The sequence below is a fragment of the Bacteroidia bacterium genome, from assembly GCA_016218155.1.
Lineage (GTDB): Bacteria > Bacteroidota > Bacteroidia > Bacteroidales > GWA2-32-17 > GWA2-32-17.
The window spans coordinates 55,226-77,142 of record JACREQ010000058.1; the positions used below are offsets into that span (position 1 = coordinate 55,226).

Annotated in this window: 18 protein-coding genes; 10 read left to right on the forward strand and 8 right to left on the reverse strand. The window is 31.0% G+C overall.

All coding sequences use genetic code 11. From position 1 onward, the window contains the following. Positions 1-169 precede the first annotated feature (169 nt). The 6 genes from HY951_10705 (at position 170) to HY951_10730 (ending at position 6,080) form a co-directional block, all read left to right on the forward strand. Positions 170-1,468, forward strand: a complete 1,299-nt coding sequence (locus HY951_10705) for a tail fiber domain-containing protein (GenBank protein ID MBI5540518.1) — start codon at positions 170-172, stop codon at positions 1,466-1,468. Positions 1,469-1,488: 20 nt separating this feature from the next. Continuing rightward, entirely contained in the window at positions 1,489-2,643 is a 1,155-nt protein-coding gene (locus HY951_10710; protein ID MBI5540519.1) for a glycoside hydrolase family 16 protein, read from the forward strand. Positions 2,644-2,672: 29 nt separating this feature from the next. Next, the gene (locus HY951_10715; protein MBI5540520.1) at positions 2,673-3,458 is read left to right on the forward strand and encodes a T9SS type A sorting domain-containing protein; all 786 of its coding nucleotides are present in this window, start codon (positions 2,673-2,675) and stop codon (positions 3,456-3,458) included. A 321-nt stretch (positions 3,459-3,779) separates the two neighbouring features. Further along, positions 3,780-4,430: a PorT family protein gene (locus tag HY951_10720; GenBank protein ID MBI5540521.1), complete on the forward strand. Its 651-nt coding sequence runs from the start codon at positions 3,780-3,782 to the stop codon at positions 4,428-4,430. Between the two features lie 279 nt (positions 4,431-4,709). After that, entirely contained in the window at positions 4,710-5,579 is an 870-nt protein-coding gene (locus HY951_10725; protein MBI5540522.1) for a DUF4328 domain-containing protein, read from the forward strand. A gap of 84 nt (positions 5,580-5,663) precedes the next feature. Then, positions 5,664-6,080: a DUF3830 family protein gene (locus tag HY951_10730; GenBank protein MBI5540523.1), complete on the forward strand. Its 417-nt coding sequence runs from the start codon at positions 5,664-5,666 to the stop codon at positions 6,078-6,080. Positions 6,081-6,569: 489 nt separating this feature from the next. Here the strand turns inward: HY951_10730 and HY951_10735 are convergent, their stop codons facing one another. Together HY951_10735 and HY951_10740 are read right to left on the reverse strand one after the other, a co-directional pair. Next, complete coding sequence (locus tag HY951_10735) at positions 6,570-7,622, reverse strand: WG repeat-containing protein (protein ID MBI5540524.1); 1,053 nt, start codon at positions 7,620-7,622, stop codon at positions 6,570-6,572. 32 nt (positions 7,623-7,654) lie between these two features. Beyond that, the gene (locus HY951_10740; GenBank protein ID MBI5540525.1) at positions 7,655-8,446 is read right to left on the reverse strand and encodes a C40 family peptidase; all 792 of its coding nucleotides are present in this window, start codon (positions 8,444-8,446) and stop codon (positions 7,655-7,657) included. Positions 8,447-8,632: 186 nt separating this feature from the next. Between HY951_10740 and HY951_10745 the strand changes: the two genes are divergently transcribed. The 4 genes from HY951_10745 (at position 8,633) to HY951_10760 (ending at position 12,587) form a co-directional block, all read left to right on the forward strand. After that, the gene (locus HY951_10745; protein MBI5540526.1) at positions 8,633-10,747 is read left to right on the forward strand and encodes an HDIG domain-containing protein; all 2,115 of its coding nucleotides are present in this window, start codon (positions 8,633-8,635) and stop codon (positions 10,745-10,747) included. 256 nt (positions 10,748-11,003) lie between these two features. Then, complete coding sequence (locus HY951_10750) at positions 11,004-11,435, forward strand: HNH endonuclease (protein ID MBI5540527.1); 432 nt, start codon at positions 11,004-11,006, stop codon at positions 11,433-11,435. Positions 11,436-11,461: 26 nt separating this feature from the next. Then, positions 11,462-11,710: a hypothetical protein gene (locus HY951_10755; GenBank protein ID MBI5540528.1), complete on the forward strand. Its 249-nt coding sequence runs from the start codon at positions 11,462-11,464 to the stop codon at positions 11,708-11,710. Between the two features lie 85 nt (positions 11,711-11,795). Then, positions 11,796-12,587, forward strand: coding sequence for an ion transporter (locus HY951_10760; protein MBI5540529.1), 792 nt, complete (start codon positions 11,796-11,798; stop codon positions 12,585-12,587). A 101-nt stretch (positions 12,588-12,688) separates the two neighbouring features. On the opposite strand, the gene HY951_10765 is transcribed toward HY951_10760, so the two are convergent. The 6 genes from HY951_10765 to HY951_10790 form a co-directional block, all read right to left on the reverse strand. Next, positions 12,689-15,313, reverse strand: a complete 2,625-nt coding sequence (locus tag HY951_10765) for a tetratricopeptide repeat protein (protein ID MBI5540530.1) — start codon at positions 15,311-15,313, stop codon at positions 12,689-12,691. A gap of 75 nt (positions 15,314-15,388) precedes the next feature. Continuing rightward, positions 15,389-16,456 (reverse strand): endonuclease, encoded by a 1,068-nt coding sequence (locus tag HY951_10770; GenBank protein ID MBI5540531.1) that lies wholly within the window; start codon positions 16,454-16,456, stop codon positions 15,389-15,391. Next, a complete protein-coding gene (locus tag HY951_10775; protein ID MBI5540532.1) occupies positions 16,453-17,874 on the reverse strand; it encodes a right-handed parallel beta-helix repeat-containing protein in 1,422 nt (473 codons plus the stop codon). Before HY951_10775 ends, HY951_10770 begins: the two co-directional genes overlap by 4 nt. Before the next feature lie 216 nt (positions 17,875-18,090). Continuing rightward, positions 18,091-19,860, reverse strand: coding sequence for a DNA polymerase III subunit gamma/tau (locus HY951_10780; protein MBI5540533.1), 1,770 nt, complete (start codon positions 19,858-19,860; stop codon positions 18,091-18,093). Between the two features lie 102 nt (positions 19,861-19,962). Next, the gene (locus HY951_10785; protein ID MBI5540534.1) at positions 19,963-21,261 is read right to left on the reverse strand and encodes a DUF5017 domain-containing protein; all 1,299 of its coding nucleotides are present in this window, start codon (positions 21,259-21,261) and stop codon (positions 19,963-19,965) included. 42 nt (positions 21,262-21,303) lie between these two features. Then, positions 21,304-21,891: a choice-of-anchor J domain-containing protein gene (locus tag HY951_10790; protein MBI5540535.1), complete on the reverse strand. Its 588-nt coding sequence runs from the start codon at positions 21,889-21,891 to the stop codon at positions 21,304-21,306. Positions 21,892-21,917 lie beyond the last annotated feature (26 nt).

Sequence of the window (21,917 nt, forward strand, 5' to 3'; positions counted from 1 at the left end):
CTTATTTGTATGCGGGCTTCGCGAGAGCCTTTATTTCATTTAATGTAATTCCCATGCCCTTTTTTTTGTAAAAAAATGAAATGACTGGGTTACTTTTTGAATACATAAACGACTATAGTTAGAAAGGAAATTATTTATGTCTTTAATATTAACCCTAAAATTTCAAACTATGAGAAAACTATTTTTGATTTCGTTTATCTGTTTAGCTACTACAGCTATTTCTTTTGCACAATTAAAAGTATTAACAAATGGAAATGTTGGTATTAAAAATACTAATCCTTCAAGACCATTTCACGTAACTGGTAGCGCAGTTTTCACATCAGGTACAACAATCAGTTCTTTTTCTCCATACATAAGGGGAAAAAACGGTACAACAACCGCTTCTTCGCCTGAATATTCTTGGGTAAATGATTCAACAACCGGAATTTTTCATCCTGCAACCAATATTTTAGGTTTCACAATAGGAGGTTCCGAAAAATTAAGAGTGGAGTCTGATGGGGATGTTTGTATTGGAGTAACATCTTCAAGTAATCAGGGAAAAGTTTATATCCAACAAACCAATTACAATGCTACAAGTTTGCGAGTTTTTAAAAACGCAACGGGAACATTTGGTTACAATTTTGTTTCTCAAGTTTTAGATACTGCAACTAAATCAATAGTATCACAAATTTCAGGAGTCGATAAATTCTGTGTTTTTGGAAACGGAAAAACTCAAATTGGTGCCGTTTTTTCTCCAACACCTCATATGTTGACTGTTTGGGGGACTACTTATAGCTATCAAGGTTATTATAGTTCTGATATTCAATATAAACAAAACATTACCCCTGTTGCAACAGCAATTGACAAATTGAACCAACTTAACGGTGTAAGATATTCTTATAACAGTGCTGCATTTCCTCAAATGAATTTTCCATCAGGTTTCACTTATGGAGTAATTGCACAGGAAGTTCAAGCAATATTGCCGGAATTAGTTCAGACCGATTCTACAGGTTATCTTGCTGTAAACTATGATGGATTAATACCAATTTTGATTGAAGCTATAAAAGAACAACAAGTTACAATAAAAAATCAGGAATATCGCTTAAATACTGTGGAAACCGACCTTGTTAACTGTTGTAACATTAAACCAAGTAGTACTGAAAAATCAACAATTATTTCTGGTGGTAACGGTGAAAATAATTCAATAGAAAAACAAAATGGAAGTTCAAATCCATCTCTATACCAAAATATACCAAACCCATTTAAAGAAAAAACAACTATACGATATTATTTGCCAAATGAAAGCACCATGGCATCACTCCTTGTTTTTGACATGAACGGAAAACTAATTAAAACATATCCTATTAATTCAACAGGTAATGGAAATATTGAAATAAATGGAGGCGAACTGCAACCCGGAATGTATATGTACAGTCTTATTGCAAATGGCAAAGAGGTCGATACAAAGAAAATGATTTTAACAGAATAATCAACTAAAAATAATAGAATATGAAAAAGTTGATTTTGTTTTTGTTATTGATTACCTTTGCTTTAACTGCATTAATAAAAAATATGCAAGCGCAATTGATAACTAACGATAAAAACTGGAATACAACTCCGGTTTTCGGTGATGAATTTAATGGACCGCGCTCTCCATGGAGTTATTATTGGGTTGATTCTGTTTATCAAAATAAGTGGCAGGCTGCATATGATGGAAATACCATACATATGCAAGCATCTTGGGAACATGAAGTCTTTAGAAAAGCAAATGCTATAATTGATACAACAAATGGTAACGCTATATTGCATGCAGAATACAATGGTGGGCTTATCCCTTGGAGAACATATGATTTAGTGCCGGGTCATAGTCGGGATACTGTAGATACCCTTCTTTATTATTGGTCAGGTTCTCTTACATCTGTTCAAACATTTAAATATGGCTATTTCGAGGCACGTTGCAAATTACCTTCAAATAGGGGTGCATTTCCAGCCTTTTGGTTGTTTAACTGGTATTGTAACGATTGTTACAGAGAAATTGACATAATGGAGCATTCATGGGAACAGTTATTTACATATCAGCATCCGACATCAGATTCTGCCCGTATTTTTAATGGTGGATTATATTATAGCAATGTTCCTAATGTAATTAATCGTTATGGCGACCATTGTTATTATGTTGCACCACCTGATTCCGACATGTACAGTTGGCATACCTATGCTGCCGAATGGTCCCCTAAAAGGGTTATCTGGTATTTCGATAATAAAGTTATTTCAGAATATCTGGGTGATTCGGTTCCAGAAAATTATATGAAAATAATTCTTAATTATGCAGTTGACGCTTGGGCTTTAGATTATTATACTAAAATACCTATTCCAAGTGTTATTGCCACATATCCAAATAATATGACCATTGATTACGTTCATGTAAATCAACTAAAATGTGGTTGCGATACAAATGCAGTAATTCAGAATAATTCCCAATTATTGGCATATTATTATAGTGTAAAAAAAACAATTACGATCGATGGTAACGGAACCACTATTGCAGTTCCAGCAAGCAGTAAAGCTGTTTTTAGAGCTACTGATGGCATAACAATTAATAAAGATTTTGAAGTGCCATTGGACAGCGAATTGGATTTGATTACTCATCCTTGCCCTCAATAAACAAATTATAATATAAAAAAAAGTAAAATATGAAAACAAAAATATTTATATTGATTGCTTTAGCAACTTTAAGCTTTCAATTTTCAACTTTCAATTGTTTTTCACAAACAAAGCAAACATTAGCAGACACTAACATCATTTTTTATGATTATATTCCTGATGTGGTTTTGTATGGCTCAATAAGCCAAAATGATTCTTTGCGCATTGACTTAAACCAGGATGGTGTTTTGGATTTCAGGTTTTATTATACAACTTTTCCATCTCCAATGTACCCTTTTGTAGGTAGTTTAAACAGCAATGTTAATTCATACTTATTCAGTTTGACAAATACAGATTCGTTAAATAATCCATCCATAAACTGGCATACTGGAAGTGATTTTTGGAATCCCCTTGATTATCCTGATGTATATTGGGGAATTAGAATTACAAATGGCAGCAATAATTATTACGGATGGATACATGCCCTTGGAGGTGGTACAAAAGCATATACAATGACTATCGATAAATATGCTTTTTGCAAAATTCCAAATTATCCATTTCATGTAGGTCAAACAACAGTAAGTACTGGAGTACCAATTATAGAGAACCCTGATAGCACAAATGTATATTTGTCAAACACCAGCATAATTGTACAGTCAGGTAAAAGGATAAAGAATGTTACTGTAACAAGTGCTAATGGTGTTGTTGTTGCATTACAAAATAATATTAACTCATATTCTGCAAGTATAAGTACAGCAGGTATTGCACACGGTACTTATATTGTGCAAGTACAGTTTAATGATTTAAGTGTTTATACTAAGCAAATTGTTATATAAAGAATAAAATAAGGCTGTCCGAATTTTTCGGGCAGCTTTTTAATAAATTATGAAGCAAACATAAATAATAAAGAAAAAAGTTATAAAACAGGAAATAAAAAACTGTTTTATAAACTTAATAACTTTGTTCCTCCTTTTCAGTTTTGAATCCCTAGTTTATGCCTCACAGTCCTCTTTACAGTTCAGTTTGTAACTAAGCTCATATATCTGTAATAAAAAATGTAAATATCTGCTTGTAATTTGTTACAGGTATTACTATGTAATTATCATTTGTTATATTAAACTTTATTTATATATTTGATTTGTTGTAATCTAAATATTATGAAACAAATAATAATTATTATTCTGCTCTTTGCTATAACTTCTATGGCTTTTGGGCAACAATCTAAAATTAATTTAGGAATTGAAGTTGCTCCCAGCCTGATATTTTTAAGAGGTAACGAAATGTTGGAAAAATATAATGACCCGACATTGGGTTATGCCGGAGGCATTTTTTTACAATATAATGTTTCGGAACAGTTTTCACTTGCAACAAATATTGTATTCGAGAAAAAAGGTTGTATTGCAACAGGAACAGAGACAAATGCTATTGGAGATGAAATAGGTAAATTTACTACACGAACAAATTTTAATTACCTGTCGGCACCGCTGTTATTGCGTTATTCATTCGGAAAAAGTACGAAATGTTATATAAATGGTGGTCCGTTTTTCAGCTATTTAATAAAAGGTTCGGCAGTTTCAAAAGGTACAAATACACCAAGATCTGTTTTTGATTACACCCCGTTATATAAACATTTAGACCTCGGAATTGCAGCAGGAGTAGGCGTTTTAATTCCGGCTTCAGAAAAATTGTCCTATGTAGTTGAGCTTAGAAATAACTTAGGTTTATATGATATTAGTGATGGTCCTGTATATAATGATGGAAAAATAATAACAAATTCTACAAATTTATTATTTGGTGTTATCTTCTGATTATTCAATATGGCGGACATCAAAAATATAAAAAACTATTTAGAAATTTTAAGAATATTTTACTTTATGTTTTATGATAATGTGTTTTCGTTATTTAGTCAATGCATTGTCTCGATATACTACGCAGACGGAGTACTCGACAAAGCAAGGAACACGCACACTTACAATGCTAGTTCGAGTAAAATAAATGTAGTGTTAACAAAGTTTATTTTGTATCGAGAACTATTTACAACAAGAACTAAATTTCAAAACAGTTTCTAAATTAACAATATTCAGTAAATGGCATATTATAATTGGGAAAAAATTGTAGCAGGTTATTCTGAAAGCGAATTACAAAGAATATATCGCGAAAAGGATAAAGAACCAACCGACAAGGTTGATGCTACTATTGGCGAGATGATAAAAAGAGGTCTGCTTAGCGCAGATTTTAAATTTATTCCCAAGCCATCCATTGAAGAGTTTATTATAAATATTTCAGAAGTTTCAGGAACAAAATCAAATATTAAAAAAGCAAGATATACAATTGCCATTATAGCAGTATTTATTTTAATTGACATTGCAGTTATAGTAATATCAGCAATGCAATACCAACTTCTTGATTCTGTAGAAAAAGGATTACCTGTTACAAACGAAATGATATTTAATAATAATATACGGGAATTAGTTGTAATAATTGTGTATTTGTTGGTTTATGTATTTTCAACAATAATATTTCTTAAGTGGTTTAAGTCGGCATATGATAATCTGCATAAAAGATTTTCAAAATGCGAATATGCAAGCGGATGGGCGATAGGATGGTGGTTTATTCCGGTTGTTTCATTATATAAACCTTATTATATTATGAAAGAAATGATAACAAATAACAGTATTTTGATTTTGCAAAGAGGAATATCTGTCAGAAAAAACTATAAAACTTATTATTTAGGTTTATGGTGGACTTTGTGGCTTTTTACGCATATTATTTCTATAAGACCATTTGATATAGATAATCTATATGTTCAGATTTTCTATACAATTCTAACAATTGTTGTGGCATTTTTAGATATATTGCTTGTGTTTTTTACAATTTCAATGATTAAGAGATTTTCATATATTGAAGAACTATTATATAAAAGTGAAATAAAAAATAATCAAATTACCATGAGTTAATTACCTCTCTCTAGTTTGTGAGTAACAGACCAAAGGGCAGTTTATAGAAGGCAGAAACAAAAATAATTAACAATAATCAAAATAATGACAGGATTTCAAATTAGAACAGCCGACAAAACGGTTATCCGTTTTAAATTATATAATGATAATGCACCTGTAACATCTAAAGCATTTTTGACTTTACTGCCGTTTACCCGCAAATTTTTTCATGCAAGAGTGTCGGGGCAGGAGATATGGGTTGACAATGCACCATCACTGGATATTATTCAAGAAAATGCTTCGGTATTTACCGAACCAGGCGAAGTTGTGTTTGGTCCATTAAAACCTGCAAGAGCAAAAACATCAAATTGCATGGGTATTTATTATGGAGAGGGCAAGGGACTAGATTGTTGTAACATATTTGCAAAAGTTTATGACGAAGATTTTAGCTTGTTAAAAACACTTGGTGACAATATCTGGAAATACGGAGTTCAGGAAATAATTTTTGAAAAACTTGATTAAAAACACATACTCCTTACATTGGTCTGTATCCAATGACCATGGCTAGGTAAAAGAAGTAGGTGCTTTGCAGTTTCATTAGTTCTCGATTAAACTCTTCGCCGCCGCGGCGGACTAGCATTCTAGCTTGTTCCTCAGCCGCTCTGCGGCTGAGGAACAATTTCTATTTGCAACTTCGAGTAGCAAAGCGTATCGAGAAGTAAGCAAATGAATTAACAAAATTACATTTTCTTAAGTCAATGACATTGGCCGCGGCGAACTAACATTCGTTTGCTAGTTCGTCCGCCGCGGCGAAGCGAAGCATGGTCTGTAGTGCACAGACGGTTATACTCTGCATTCTTTTGTCATTGTGTGCCACGACACGCAACTATTATCTTGCGAAGCAAAATCTCCTTTTGCTTTCAGTTATTCTTATCGTTTTTATTGAAAATTACAGATTGTATTTGCGAATGAATATGTGCAAATTAAAAATTTAGTAACATTGTTTAATGTTTATTTAACAATAACAACGTCTCCTAAAGCTGAGTATGTTGGTTGAATAATCCAATTCCCTTTTTTATCTATAAAACCCCATTTTCCTTCAAATTCAACGGCAGCATAACCATTTTTAAAGTCTCTTGCATTTTCGTATTTTGGTTGAATAATCCATTTGCCCTCATTGTTATAAAAGCCTGTCAGACCTTCTTTTATTCCCCTTGCTAAACCTTCAGAATATCCGATAATTCTTTCTGACATATCGAAGTCGAATATTTGTCCGGTTTTGTTTACAAATACCCATTTACCATCTTTTCTTACCTGTGCCATTCCGCTTTCGGTATCAAAATCCATGGCAATGTCAAACAAAGGTTCGATAACCCATTTACCTGTAGTGTCAATAAATCCGATATTATTATTTAAGGCTCTTGCCCATGCTATACCCGAATAAAAATAACCAACACCTGCAAATTCTGGTTCTATAACAATGTTCCCTTTAGTGTTGATAAATCCAAATTTGTCTGTTTTTAAAAAGATAGGGGCACGACCTTCTATAAATGGTCTGCACAATTTAATTTCATCGATATTTATTTTAGTCTCGGTTCCGGTAGTGTCAAGAACAAGAAAAGATTTTCCGGATTTAACAATTGCGTAACCATTGTTAAAGTATGAAGCTTCGTCATATTTAAAAGGAATTGCAATTTTTCCCTGCGAATTTAAATAACCCCATTTATTGTTATTTTTAACGGCTACGAATCCTTCTGCATAACCCTGAACTGCACGTCCCATAATATTGTTAAGACTAAATTCTTCTGGTTCAGGTTTTATGTATTCTCCATTTAATCTGATAAAATCTCCATACTCATATTTAACAAAGAAAACCAATGCAATTCCATTATCAGCAAAATCGTTGCAAAAAGGATATTGTGGTTCTATAATTGTTTTTCCGTTAATGTCGGCATATCCCCATAATTTTCCTTTTACTGCTCTGAATTTAAACACGTAAGTTTGAGCATGATTATCTAATGAAATGTAAATAAGAAGTGTGAATATTATTAATGCCTTAAACATAACAATAAGTAGTAAATTATTTTGTAAGAATTTTAAATATCTCCAATCATATTCATAACAACTCGTAGCTTATGTGTATATTTATTTAATTCGTTGTTGTATATTCCCTGATGGTCAATGGAATCAATTCTTACTTTGCCAGAAGCATGAATAATTTTATTTGGACTTAGCAAAATTCCAACATGAGTAATAATTCCTTCTTCATTATCAAAAAAAGCAAGATCGCCGGGTTTTGTTTCACTTAAAAAATTTACAGACACACCTGCAGAAACCTGTTTGCTCGCATCTCTTGGAATAGCTACACCGGCTATTTTATATGTAACCTGAGAAAGCCCGGAACAATCTATTCCGAAAGGATTTTTGCCACCCCATAGGTATGGCGAATTAATAAAATTTAAAGCTGAATCGCAAATAAGTTCACGTTTCGATTTATTGTTTTGTGTTATTGCCTGTGTTAATTTAAATACCTTTTGTGCTATGTTAAAAGTTGAATTATTTATATTAAAATTTGGTAATGAACTTCCGGCAGGTAAAATAAATGTATTATTATTATCGTCAATAGCATTTGAAAATAGTTCAGGTAATACGTAAACCAAGCCTTGCTCGTTTAATTCATTGTACTGTTTCTCACCTATTTCAACCAGAGTTTTTTTATCAATCCAGCCCAAATATCCATCAAATGAGTTTTTAACATTTGCCCAGTTTCCTACAGTGCCAAAGACTTCTAAATGTTCGCCAAACATAATCTGGGTAAGCATTTCGCTTTTTTCAGAGGCTTCTGGTCGTAATGGAATTACTGCAGAACATGCAATTGCAAATTTCATGATAATCAAAATTAATAATAAACGAAAGTAATAATTAAAATTCCAAAATGCAATTCACTACTGTGAACCAAATTCCGAATTTGACTAGAGTATTAGGCTTTCGACATCCAGTTTTTACCATGTAAAATAAAATAATTGTAATTACACTCTTATTTTTAACTTTGTAGGTTGTGAATTAAAATATTTATGAAACAATTAATAGGCTTTTTGATAAATAACATAAAAAGAATTGGAATCTTCTTTTTGTTTTTAATTGCAATAGCATTTATAGTTTGGATAATACCTAAGGAGACCAGATACCGGTTTGAATATCAGAAGGGTAAAGCCTGGCTTCACGAAACATTAATTTCCCCTTTTGATTTTCCGATTCATAAAAATGAGAAAGAACTTCAATATGAAAAGGATAGTATTTTACGGAATTCGCCACCATATTTTTCTCAGAACGAAGAAATTTTTGAAAAGCAAACTGATGATTTTAAGTTGCATTTTAATAATGTTTGGGATAGTATTTATAAGATTGATTCGGTTGAAATATTAAAACTTTTTTCAAAAACAGAAAATTCAAAAGATCTTATTTTTTCATGGTGTAAGTCGCTTTTGTCTGATGTTTACAGTAACCCGGGAATAATTCAGTTTCCCGATTCTTTAAAAGAATTACAAAAAACGGCATTAATTATTTATGTGCATAAGGGAAATGTTGAAGAGGAATTTCAGTTTAATTCATTTCGTGATCATTCATCAGCAATAGCCTATACAAACAAACAGGTTAACTCGTTAATAGAAGATAAATTTCAGGGTAATGTTTATGTTGGAAAGATTTTAAATGCACTTTATTTTCCAAAATTTATTATTCCAAATACTATTTTCGATGCTCAAACAACTTTAAATACAAGAGACCAGATGATAAACAGTATTTCTCTTTCAAGAGGAATGGTTCAATCTGGCGAGAAAATAATTTCAACAGGTGAGATTGTTACAGGCGAAAAATATAATATTCTCGAATCTTTAAGAACTGAATACGAATTAACAACATATAATCCGGCATTAATTATCGGACAAACAATAGCCATACTTGTTGGAATGCTTATGATTGTTTTGTTTCTGTTAAATTTCAGGCGTGATATACTAGAGCATTTTACGAAAACATTATTTATTTTAAGTCTAATTGTAATTTTTATTTTCATTGCCCGCCTAACACTAACTTGGAATGTTATTAGTATATTTTTGATTCCGTTTACCTTGTTGCCAATTATAATCAGAGCATTTTACGATTCAAGATTAGCATTATTTATACATAATGTTACAATGTTAATGATTGGCTTTTTTATGCCAAATAGTTTTGAGTTTATATTCTTGCAGATAATAGCCGGTATGGTGGCAATTTTTTCTTTGGCAAATGTTAGACGAAGGGGCCAATTATTTATGGCAGCTATTTTTATTTTTATTGTTTACAGTGTAGTTTATCTTGGAATTGCTGTTGTGCAGGAGGGTAGTTTTGAAAGTATCCGTTGGAAAAATTTTGCATGGTTTGCAGGAAATGGTCTTATGATTTTAGCTGCATATCCTTTAATTTTTATTTTCGAAAAAATATTTGGCTTCTTGTCTGATGTTACATTAATGGAGCTTTCTGATACAAATCAGGGTTTATTAAGAACACTTGCCGAAAAAGCACCCGGTACTTTTCAGCATTCTATGCAGGTTGCAAATCTTGCCGAGGAAGTAATATTTAAAATAGGAGGGAACTCACTTTTAATAAGGGCTGGTGCGCTTTATCATGATATAGGGAAAATGGGATTACCGCATTTTTATATAGAAAATCAGGTGCAGGGATCTAATCCGCATGATGAAATAGACCTTGAAAAAAGCGCAGAAATTATAACAGGTCATGTTCCATATGGAATCGAGACTGCAAGAAAATTCAGACTTCCTGAACCTGTAATTGATTTTATCAGAAGTCATCATGGTAATACTAAGGTTCAGTATTTTTATAAATCATTTATTAAAAAATTTCCTGAATCTAGTGTCGATTTACAGAAGTTTACATACAAAGGTCTGCCTCCGTCAACTAAAGAGACAGCAGTATTGATGATGGCAGATGCTGTTGAAGCCTCGGCAAGAAGCCTTAAGGTATATACAGAGCAGTCAATTAATGAACTTGTTGAGAATATTGTTACAAATCAAATGGCAGAAAAGCAATTTGATAATGCAGCTATTAATCTTAAGGAAATTTCTGAGGCAAAAGAAATATTTAAAAAGAAACTAAAGAATATTTATCACTCAAGAATAGAGTACCCGAAGTAACTCGTAACAAATACCACAAAACATTATAATAAAAAACTTAATAGGTGATTGCGTGTTCACGAATCATTGTTATAAATTGTTAAGTTTATACTAATTGCAAATTACAAGAACTATGCTTTTGTTTTGTAATTAGTTTGTTATTGTTTATATTTGGGTTAAATTATAATTGATTATAAATAAATAAAGGTATACTTATATAATAGTTAGGGACAAGCATAAAATTTGCCTAAACAAATTAATAAATACAAACAATAAGATGAAAAAATTATATTTAATCTTATCACTACTTATATTAAGTGTTTGTAGTTTTTCTCAAAGCCGTTATATTTCAGTAACAACAAAAAAAGTCGTTTTTGCGAGAGATGGTGGTATGTGCCAATGTTGCGGTAGTTCTCAAAGCTTAGAATATGATCATATCACTCCATATTCTTGCGGTGGTAGTAGTGATGCCTCAAATATTCAGTTACTTTGTCAAAAATGCAATCGAAGTAAATCAAATAGTTGTTATTGTAAAGTACATAATAAAAAAGTAGGAATTAATTGTTGCCAAAACAAAACAACTCAAACAAAATCCTCTACATCTAAAAATTCTTCAACTACTTCTAGCCAATGCACAGGAACAACAAAAAAAGGCGCGAGATGTAAAAATAGGACAACTAATTCTAATGGACGATGCTATTTACACTAATAATTTATAAACCAAATTAAAGAGGAATGAATAAGAATATTTTATTTGCAATAGATATAACTTCGGAAGAAATTATTGTTTCAGATTCTCCTAAAGGAAGTAAGAAAATAAATTTTATTGAACGTATTGGACGCAAAGATAATGACATTTTGTACAATGCTATAATAACTTTGACAAGTATTACTAAAACTCCTAATTTTGATATTGCTATTTTTAAAGCAATGGATAAAGTTTGCCAAATGATTTATGAAAAACATAAAGAAACGATGCATTAATTTTAACGAATCAATATAAAAAAGAAAAATATAAAAACATAGTGCAGTAGTTACTAACACAAGTATAAAAAACATGTCTGCCCAAATGATTAGAAAGAAAATATATCGATTAGTTGAAAAAGGTTCTCATGGGTCAAAGATTAATTTGATTTTTGACTATTGCATTATGTCATTGATTATAATAAATGTAATTGCTTTGATTCTTGAAACTATTCCTGAAATAAAAGAATCCTTAAAATTGTTTTTAAGACTAATTGAAATAATTTCTGTAATAATTTTCTCTATAGAATATATTCTGCGAATTTATGTATCAAACTTAACTTATCCTTCTTCAAGTAAAATTAAATCTGCTTTTAAGTTTGTTTTTTCGTTTTATGGAATAATTGATTTATTAGCAATAACACCTTTTTATTTACCATTTATTATAAAAATTGATTTGAGATTTGTAAGAATTCTAAGATTAATGAGATTTTTTCGAATATTTAAAATTAATAGATATAATAATTCATTAAGCCTTATTTACTCCGTAATAAAGGAGAAAAAGTCTGAATTGGCAATGACAGGATTTGTTGCATTATTGATTCTTTTTATAGCTTCTTTTCTGATGTATTACGTTGAAGGAGAAGTTCAGCCTGATAAATTTTCAAATATACTTTCTTGTTTTTGGTGGGCTATTGCAACTTTAACAACAGTGGGCTATGGAGATGTTTATCCAATAACTGGATTAGGAAAAATTCTAAGTGGTATAATTGCAATACTTGGGATAGGATTAGTTGCCTTACCAACTGGATTAGTAAGCGCAGGATTTATGGAAAAAATCGGGAAAAAGAATAATGAATCTAAAAAATGTCCACATTGTGGAAAAGAATATGAATAAAGTATGCCAACCGCTAACACCACCTAAAATAACAACCAGCAATCCACCGCTCGGCGGAGTCACTAATAACAAATTTCAGGTGTTTTTAAATGCAGTTCCTGTTAATTATCAATTTTCTTAACAAACTGCTTTTTTACTGCATTAAGTAGTTTTTCAGAGTCAACTGGCTTTGTAAGGAAATCAATGAAGCCTTCATTCAAAATTCTGTCTTTGTCGCTTTTTAGGGAGTATGCACTTTGTGCTATAAATGGAATGTGTGCATATTGGTTATACTTATTTACAATTTCTTTCTTTAGCTGAACGCCTTCCCAGTTTTCGGGTAAATTAATATCTAATATAACAATATCAAAAGTTTTATTGTTTGCAATCTTTTCACTGATGAGTAAAAGAGCTTCTTCGCCACCTGTAGCTAAAGAAACATTACCAACAGATTCTAAAATTGTTTGAAGAAACAGAGCATTAAATTTATCATCTTCAACCAATAGAATTTCAAATCCTTTAATTAATACATCATTATCTGGAATTGTAACAGATTGTATAGAAGCATTAGATATAGAACTATTATGATCTTTTGCAGATGGTATATAAATATAAACAGTAGTTCCAAAATCTTTTTTACTTGAAACTTCAATTCTGCCATTCATTAGTTTCATTAGCCTTTTTGCAAGTGGCAAACCAAGTCCTGCACCCTGATATAATCTGGCATAACCCATACTTTCCTGCCTGAAAGTCTCAAAAATATGTGGTAAATAATTTTCGTCAATACCAATTCCCGAATCTGTAATTTTAATAAAAACTTCACCTGACCCAATATTATAACCTGTTGAAATTTCAATAACTCCACCAGAGGTATATTTAACAGCATTGTCGATAATATCGGCAGTAACTTTAGTCAGTATGTCAAAATCAGCAATAATACTATGAGTTTCGGCTAAATTAAGAGTAAGCTTTAATCCTTTTTCATTTATAACAAATCTGAATAAATCAGCTGCATTTCTTACAATTTTATTAACGTCAGAAATACCAATATTAATTTTAAAATCATTTGCTTCTATTCTACTAATATCAAGTATGTTATTTAGTAAATTTAATAATCGGTGACCGCTTTGCTGAATTCCTTCTATGTATTTTGTTATTGAAGTGTCATGTGTTTTAGGAATTTTGTTACGGGTTACTTCGGCTAGTCCTATTATTGCGCTTAAAGGTGTTCTTATTTCATGGTTTATATTAGCTAAGAATGCATCTTTTAAAAGATTTGCTTCTTCGGCTTTTTTATACGCAAGTTTTACTTCGTGTAAAACAATTTCTTTTTCGCTTATTTCTTTAAGTAGATCTGAAGTTCTTTCCTGTACTCTTTGATCTAGTTCTTCATTTACAGATATTAATTCTTCATTAATATGAGCAATATGTACATTTTTTTCTTCTAATACTTTTTGTGATTTATGTAATATTTTTGATCTGACAAAGAATAGTAACAAAATAAAAAAGATGAATATTATTATTAAAAGAAGTATGTATTTCATTGAAATCTGAGCAGCAATTTCTTCATCTTTCTTTTGGCTTTTTAATCTAAGGTTTTCATTCTCTCTTTCTCTTTTTTCTGAGCTGTATGCTGCGTCGAGTTCTAAAATTCTTTTTGCGTTACCTTCGTTAAAAATACTGTCTTTTAATTCTGTATATTGTTTATAATATTTAAGCGAGTTACTCAAATCATTCTTTTTTTCAAAAGATTCAGAATAAGTTTTTAAAATATCTTTTTGCAAATCTCTTAAGCCACTCTTCTTAGCCAATGGCATAGCATCATTTAAAAGATTTATTGCTTGATCAGGATTATTGTTAATGTTGTTAATAATCGCAATGTTGTTTAAAGTATTGGCTATTCCGTAATTATCACTCAACTCAGTCATTGTGATTAATGCCTCATTATAATTTTTTAATGCAAGGTCGTATTTACCAATTAGTCGGTATATATCTCCAATATTACCTAGGGTATTTGCTGTACCACCTTTTTCATTTAACTTTCTTTTTATAATTAACGATTCATTATAATAACTCAAAGCTTTTTCATATTCTCCAAGTCTTTTGTATATAATCCCTAAGTTATTTAAACTAAATCCTATTGATTTTTGATTATTTGATTTTTTATAATAATTTAATGCTCTGTTGCAATATTCATAAGCTTTATCGTATTCTTCAAGGTCTTTATATAACAAACCTAAATTATTACAACTTTGAGCTATTCTGTCGCCATATGATCCATTGTCATTTGGTTTTTCAACTATCTTTAATGCTTTTACAAAGTACTGCATTGCTTCGTCGTAAAGTCCCCATTCGTTATAAATAGAGCCTATACGGTTTAATGTTATACAAAGATTATTTATATCTTTTTGGTTTTCATATTTAACTTTAACTAATTGCAGATAAGTGTAAGATTCTTGTTTGTTTCCTTTAAAGTAAAATGCTTTACTTAATAAATCCAGAATTTCTGTTTCTGATTTATCTGCATGTTCAGTTCTTGAAGCCTCCAGACACATTCTTCCGTATTTAATTACTAAATCAAGACTGTCTGGGAAAAAATTCTTAGCTTTTTCTAATAATTGTGTAGATGTAAGATTTGATTCGTTAATCGCAATGTTTTTCTGAGTGTTCTGACATTTAGTATTATAGCTAAATGAAAAAAAAACAAGTGAAATCAATAAAAACAATATGTAATACTTAGTTCTCAAATGTTTGGGCAGAGTTGTTCGGTTAATTAAGCTAAAGTAATAATTTTATTATTACAAAACAAAATAATGAAAATTTTATTTGCGAAATAAGTCTATAAAAATTGGATAGTGATCGCTAAAGCCAGCGTGGTACTTAAAGCCAATAAAAGTGCGGAAAGGTTTGTCTCCAATAAATGCTTCATCAGGTTCTGTTAAAAAATCGGCTTTAAAAACTTTAGCGTTTTCGGTACTTGTAAAAATCGAATTAGTTTTTAATAAAAGTGAAGAAGATACCATTATCTGGTCAATTAAGCCCCATTCTCCTTGGTATTTAAGGCTTCCCATGCCTTTTTTTTCTTTCATATACCATGCAAGATTATAAAGGTTTCCGGGAGAGACTGAATCGTAATTATGACCGGCTTTTAGTATTTCTGTAATACTAATGTTATCAGGTTCGTCATTAAAATCGCCCATAACAATAATATTACTAAGTGGATTTGCTAAAAAAATAGAGTCGATTTTATTTCTTAAAATCTTAGCAACAGCCTGACGGTTCATGTCTGATTCTGTTTGTCCGCCTAGTCGCGATGGCCAGTGGTTTACAAATATATGTAATGTGTCTAAATCTTTTGTGCAGCCTTTAGCATAAAGTATGTCACGTGTTTTCTTAGTTGTGTCGAATGCAAATATTATTGGCATAAATTGCTTCGAAAAAAGTTTAAATTTGTCGCTTCTATATAGCATGGCAACATCAATCCCTCGTCTATCCGGCGATTCCTTATGAACTATTTCGTAATTTCTCCATTTTAATGGAGTGTTTTTTAATAAATCTTTTAATACAAATTCATTTTCAACTTCATAAAGTCCAACAATTTCAGGTAGTTCCCATCCACCAACTGCTGATAAAACTTTGTAAATTTTATTTTGTTTATCTTTATATTTATTCCATGTCCAAAAATGATTTCCTTCAGGCGTAAAATCTTCATCATTTGTTAAGCTGTCGTTAAAAGGATCGAAATAGTTCTCAACATTATATGAAACAACTCTGAAATATCCCCTTTGATCGTTATAGTCTAATTTATCAATATGTTTTTCTGTTTTATCCTGTATTTTGCAAGATATAACAATAAGCACTAGTGATGATATGTAGAATAGTTTTCTCATTTACTGTCTAGTCTTTCATAGGCACCTAGGTCAGGATGAAGTCCATATGAAAAGCGATAATTACCTAAAATGTCATTAAAGTATGCCGAGTTGATATTATCGAAGCCTTTGTCTTTCGTATATGCAAGTGTATCTAATGAGAAATCATTTTCATCAGGATTTTTTAAGCCGGGAGTATGATTTTTATAAACATTATCCCAATGGATAACGTCAGTTGTTGCAATATTATCAGCTATTTTTAGTAATGAATATTTAAATTTATAATTAAAAACTGAAGCAGAGTTAAAGGCATCAAGACCTATTTCATTTTCTAATCCACCATAAATTATACAGTTTTCAAATAAAGCATTATTTAATGCTCTAACATGGTAATTACCATTATTATCCTGATAATAATTGTTTAGAACTAATGAAGGAGTTTGTCTGTTTGCATATTGCCACGAATTATAAATTGTGCAATGATGAAACTCATAATTGCCACCAATTGTTAGGGCTAATGCATATTGCCCGCAGTTTGCAATAACACAATTCCAGGCTAATATATTTGTTCCCTGCCCAAAAATACCAACTGCATTCATGTTTAATATTTTTGTGTTGGATATTGTTACGGTAGGGTTAACATTGTAATTTGTATCAGCCTGTATTCCTATAATTGCATTTTTAATTTCGCAATAATGTAGCTCATTGTCTTTGCTGCCCATAATTTTTCCGGGATAGAAGTATATTCCTACCCATTGCCCGGGTACATCATCATACCAATGTTCTAATCTGTCATTTCTGAAAACTATGGGTTCACTTGGGCTACCTGATGCTTTTAAAGTTCCTTTAACATACATTCTGGAGCCATGATGGAAATAAATTTTAGTCCCTTGTGAAATAGTTAAGGTAACATTAGAATCAACTAGCATTGAATTGTAAACTAAAAATGGTTTTGAGCTTGTCCATGTTGTATCTGAACTTATAACTTCTCCGTTAATAAAATTTACATCCTGTCCGCATGCAATTAAATCAATGTCCTGAACCGTTCCATTAGTAATAAATACAATGGAATCCTGAACCATCAAAGGATTGCTGGTATTATTAGGATTAACACGAACTTCAACAAAAATATATATGCTGTCATTAGCATCTAATTCAATATCTGTTACACTACGAGCACTTACTCCATTTACATTTAATCTGAAAAATGAATTATCCCCTTTAGCTAAAGAAATAGATGAAATTTTTATAGGTTTATTATATGGATTATAAACTTTAAAATTTTGTGTTGCCGAACCAATAGTGGTGAAAACAGTATCAAACTGAATTGTATCTACTGAAAATGTTAGTGATGCTCCATTATCAGTAAAAAATTTTTCTTTTTTACATGCAAAAACTGTAATAACAATTATTGAGGTAAAAATTAATATTTTCTTCAATTGCATATTTTACTTAAACTAATGGTAAATGTAAACAAAAAAAATACTGATTTATTATGTGGTTTTGTAAATAGATTTGATTATTTAAAAAATGTTAAATAAAAAAATACAGGCAACCATAAAATAAGTTTTGCTGTCATATAGTTATAATAGTAGTTTTTTCTATAAGTTTTTAGGGGTTGGCACCAAGGTCTAAGGATCTTGGTGCTTTTTTATTTAACGGTCAAAATCTAAATTCAATCTGTCTTTCATTTTTAATAAAGCAGGATTCATTTGCGCAAAGAACTGATATTTTTCAATATCTGTATATGGTTTTGCATTTTCTTTTTCGGTGTGCTCACTTACTTCAACTTTAATTGTAATGCTGCTATTTTTAAGATTTTGCTTTAAAAAATACAAAATCTCATCATGCATTTTTTTTAGCTCGTCTTCCTGTGATTTAGTAATAACCTGAACAATAATCTGATTATTTTCCGAGAGTTTCGGAATACTTGATAAAAGCATTGGGCTAATTCTTACTGCACCTTTTTTAGTATCTGCATATTGAAGCCATACTTTTTCAAGTTCTTCGTTTGTGAATGGAGTATTAAAATTAGCTTCGGTTGTGATTGAAGTTTGAGTTGTTGACGTATTTTTTTCAGTTTTATCTTCATTTAAAGCTTTTTTTATCATAAAGCTTTTTGGCTTTGAATTTTCTTCAGATTTGTATTCTGTTTTTTCTTCTTTAACTACACTGGGGCTAGTTTTGAGTGTTGTGTTAACAGTTTGATTTATTGTTGAAGTATTAGTCTGAATAATTGGTTTTTGAGTAATAGTTTCGGTTTTTGAAATCTCTGGATTAGTTTTAATCTGATTGCTTGAGTTATTTGTATTAATCTGATTTGAAGTAATATGACCTGACAGATTGCAAATTTTAACAAGAGCTAATTCAACATGTAGTCTTTTGTTATGGCTATTCCTATAATCGATATCACATTGATTGCTGATTTCTAAAGCTTTGAATATGAAGTCGATTCCAATTTGGTTTGCCTGAAATTTATATCTGTCGGCAATTGATTTACCTACTTCAAGTAGTTGAATAGTTATAGAATCTTTGCAAACTAAAAGATCGCGGAAATGAGCAGCTAAACCGGTAATGAAAAATTGTGATTCAAATCCTTTTGAAAGAATTTCATTAAAAAGAATTAGCGATTGAGGTATATTTCCTGAAATAAAATTTTCAGTGAGTTTAAAATAATAATCGTAGTCGAGAACATTTAGGTTATCTATTACTTTATCATAGGTTATTTCATTACCACAGAAACTTACAATCTGATCGAAAATTGATAAAGCATCTCTCATTGCACCATCAGCTTTTTGTGCAATAACATTTAATGCTTCAGATTCTGCGATTACATTCTCGCTTTCGGCAACAAATTGCAGATGTCCTACAATATCGTTAATATTTATTCTGTTAAAATCAAAAATCTGGCAACGGGAAAGTATAGTTGGAATAATTTTTTGTTTTTCGGTTGTTGCCAGAATGAAAATTGCATGAGCAGGAGGTTCTTCAAGTGTTTTTAGAAATGAGTTAAATGCAGAGGTAGAGAGCATGTGAACCTCGTCTATTATATACACGTTATATTTTCCTAATTGTGGTGGTATTCTAACCTGATCGATTAAATTTCGCATACCATCAACAGAATTATTTGATGCAGCATCAAGTTCGTGAATATTAAATGAACTTGATTTATTAAACCCCTTACATGATTCGCATTCGTCGCAAGGCTCAATATTTTCGGTAGGATTGAAGCAATTAATGGTTTTTGCGAAAATTCTTGCGCAAGTTGTTTTTCCTACACCACGTGGACCACAGAATAAATAAGCATGTGCTAAATGCTTGGTTTTAATTGAATTTTTTAGTGTAGTTGTAATAGATTCCTGACCAACAACTGTTTTAAATGTGTCGGGGCGGTATTTTCGTGCAGATACAATAAATTCGGCCATGTAATTTCTTATTTTTTCAAAGATAATAAATCCCGAAAATATTTTATAAAAAAAAGGGTTCTCTTATTTAAGAAAACCCTTTTTTATTTATTATGATTTAGTCTAGTTTGGTTTAGCGCTAAGCATAAGTGTTGTCAATTCCCATGTAGCAACGTTTGAAGTTGAACAAGTATATTTAAAAGCGAAATGAACATTAGTTCCATTTAATGCTGATAAATCAATGTTTCCTGAAGGAGTATCTGTCCAACTGCCGGGTGATAAAGTTAATGGAGTAACTTCAGTCCATGTGGCAAGATTTGGATTACCTGTTCCTGAATAATCTAAAGAAGTATAAAGTTTTAATGAACCATCACCTGCAGTTCCATAATTCATCGTTGAAATAAAACTCAATGTTTCTGAATTATAATTGTTAAAATTGATAGAAGGACTAATTAACCAGTCTTCATTAGCATAATATGAACCAGAATAGCCACTCATTTTAGCACCATAAGAAGATGCTGCCCATATCTGATCACCAAGTACGTTATATTGAGTAAAAGTGCCAAGGCTGGTAGTAAAGGTTTCATTAATAATATTTACCGGATAAATTATTGTAGAATCCCAGTTTTGAAGATCATTTAAATCACGAATGTAAAATTGTTTTGCTCCACTGTATTCGCTTAAAATACCAACAATATCTCCTTGTCCTTTAGGCATTAGTTCAGCTCTAAAGTTTGCATATCCGCTGTTTCTTAAGATAATTGAATTTCCTGCAGAGTCTAATATTGTGCGATTTGTTGTAACATTTACATCAGCATATACGCTACCAACTTCTGCAAAATGTACTTTAGTTAATTTTACAAGCATATTTAGGTTTGGGTCGCCACCAACTATTGAAGGTATAGTGCGAATAATTGGAGTTGGTGGATTGCCAGGTAAACTGTCGTTAAAAATGTGAGTGTTAATTAAAACTTCGGGTATACGACCAATAGTTCCTCCATAAGTATAACCAATTTGTGGTACTCCTCCATAGACGCCTAAATACAAGCCTGTTAGTTTTACAAATATTCTTTGTCCTTTTTTAAAAGTTGTGTACAAACTGGTTTTATCAACAGCAATTTGAATTCCGGCTGTATTATCTTGTAAATAAATAGTTTTATAAATATTTCCCGATTCATCATCTGCACTTATAATGCCTTGAATTATAGGGTTTACGATAGTGTCGGTGCCGATTATCATCGTATCTCCAATTGAAACAAAACCTGTTGAGGCAGTTTTTAATTTTGCAATAGTTAAATTAGACGTAAAATCAACTTTTGGAGTTTTTTGTTCAGGGGTGCTGTATTTTTCTTTTATACAACCATTAAAAAATATTACAACCATTGATAGAACAAGGATGTAAAGTTTAGATGTGTATTTCATATTTTAAGTTTTATGAATTTTATTAATTGAGTTTATGATTGCTTATAATGGCTCACCTGTTAGTTTTATTTTAGTTAACTCCCATGTAGGTACACCAGTGGTAGTGCATAGATATTTAAACGCAATATAAACTTTAGCTCCTGTAACAGAAGATAAATTAATTGGTCCTGAACTTACCCATGTAAAGTTACCAAGTGAAATATTTATTGGAGTTACTTCTACCCATGTTGCAAGGTGTGGATCGCCTGTTCCAGTATAATCGTTAGAAGTATAAAGTTTTAATGAGCCATCTCCAGGATTACCATATTTTGTAGCTGAATTAAAACTTAAAGTTTCATTCTTATAGCTGTCAAAATTTATTGGTTTACTTATTAACCAATCTTCGTTAGCATTGTATGAACCTGAATAGCCAGACATATTAGCATAAGTTGTTCCGCTATACACAGCAGCAGCCCATACTTGAGCTCCTGTAACACTATACTGGGTAAATGAACCGAGCGAATCTTTAAATGTCTCGTTAAATATAAAATAAGGGGCTGGAGGAGTGTCAAAATCTTCTTTAATACACCCTGTGAGAAATGTTAATCCTAAAGAAAATAGAATTAATGATATTTTAAATATATGTTTCATATTAAGTTTTTTATTTTAATGATAAA

What these genes read in the sequence shown, in the direction of transcription:
- HY951_10780 (MBI5540533.1), bottom strand. Translation starts at nt 19,860, where the DNA reads ATGGCCGAATTTATTGTATCTGCACGAAAATACCGCCCCGACACATTT.
- HY951_10745 (MBI5540526.1), top strand. Translation starts at nt 8,633, where the DNA reads ATGAAACAATTAATAGGCTTTTTGATAAATAACATAAAAAGAATTGGA.
- HY951_10715 (MBI5540520.1), top strand. Translation starts at nt 2,673, where the DNA reads ATGAAAACAAAAATATTTATATTGATTGCTTTAGCAACTTTAAGCTTT.
- HY951_10740 (MBI5540525.1), bottom strand. Translation starts at nt 8,446, where the DNA reads ATGAAATTTGCAATTGCATGTTCTGCAGTAATTCCATTACGACCAGAA.
- HY951_10705 (MBI5540518.1), top strand. Translation starts at nt 170, where the DNA reads ATGAGAAAACTATTTTTGATTTCGTTTATCTGTTTAGCTACTACAGCT.
- HY951_10760 (MBI5540529.1), top strand. Translation starts at nt 11,796, where the DNA reads ATGATTAGAAAGAAAATATATCGATTAGTTGAAAAAGGTTCTCATGGG.
- HY951_10730 (MBI5540523.1), top strand. Translation starts at nt 5,664, where the DNA reads ATGACAGGATTTCAAATTAGAACAGCCGACAAAACGGTTATCCGTTTT.
- HY951_10710 (MBI5540519.1), top strand. Translation starts at nt 1,489, where the DNA reads ATGAAAAAGTTGATTTTGTTTTTGTTATTGATTACCTTTGCTTTAACT.
- HY951_10725 (MBI5540522.1), top strand. Translation starts at nt 4,710, where the DNA reads ATGGCATATTATAATTGGGAAAAAATTGTAGCAGGTTATTCTGAAAGC.
- HY951_10785 (MBI5540534.1), bottom strand. Translation starts at nt 21,261, where the DNA reads ATGAAATACACATCTAAACTTTACATCCTTGTTCTATCAATGGTTGTA.
- HY951_10770 (MBI5540531.1), bottom strand. Translation starts at nt 16,456, where the DNA reads ATGAGAAAACTATTCTACATATCATCACTAGTGCTTATTGTTATATCT.
- HY951_10720 (MBI5540521.1), top strand. Translation starts at nt 3,780, where the DNA reads ATGAAACAAATAATAATTATTATTCTGCTCTTTGCTATAACTTCTATG.
- HY951_10790 (MBI5540535.1), bottom strand. Translation starts at nt 21,891, where the DNA reads ATGAAACATATATTTAAAATATCATTAATTCTATTTTCTTTAGGATTA.
- HY951_10755 (MBI5540528.1), top strand. Translation starts at nt 11,462, where the DNA reads ATGAATAAGAATATTTTATTTGCAATAGATATAACTTCGGAAGAAATT.
- HY951_10750 (MBI5540527.1), top strand. Translation starts at nt 11,004, where the DNA reads ATGAAAAAATTATATTTAATCTTATCACTACTTATATTAAGTGTTTGT.
- HY951_10735 (MBI5540524.1), bottom strand. Translation starts at nt 7,622, where the DNA reads ATGTTTAAGGCATTAATAATATTCACACTTCTTATTTACATTTCATTA.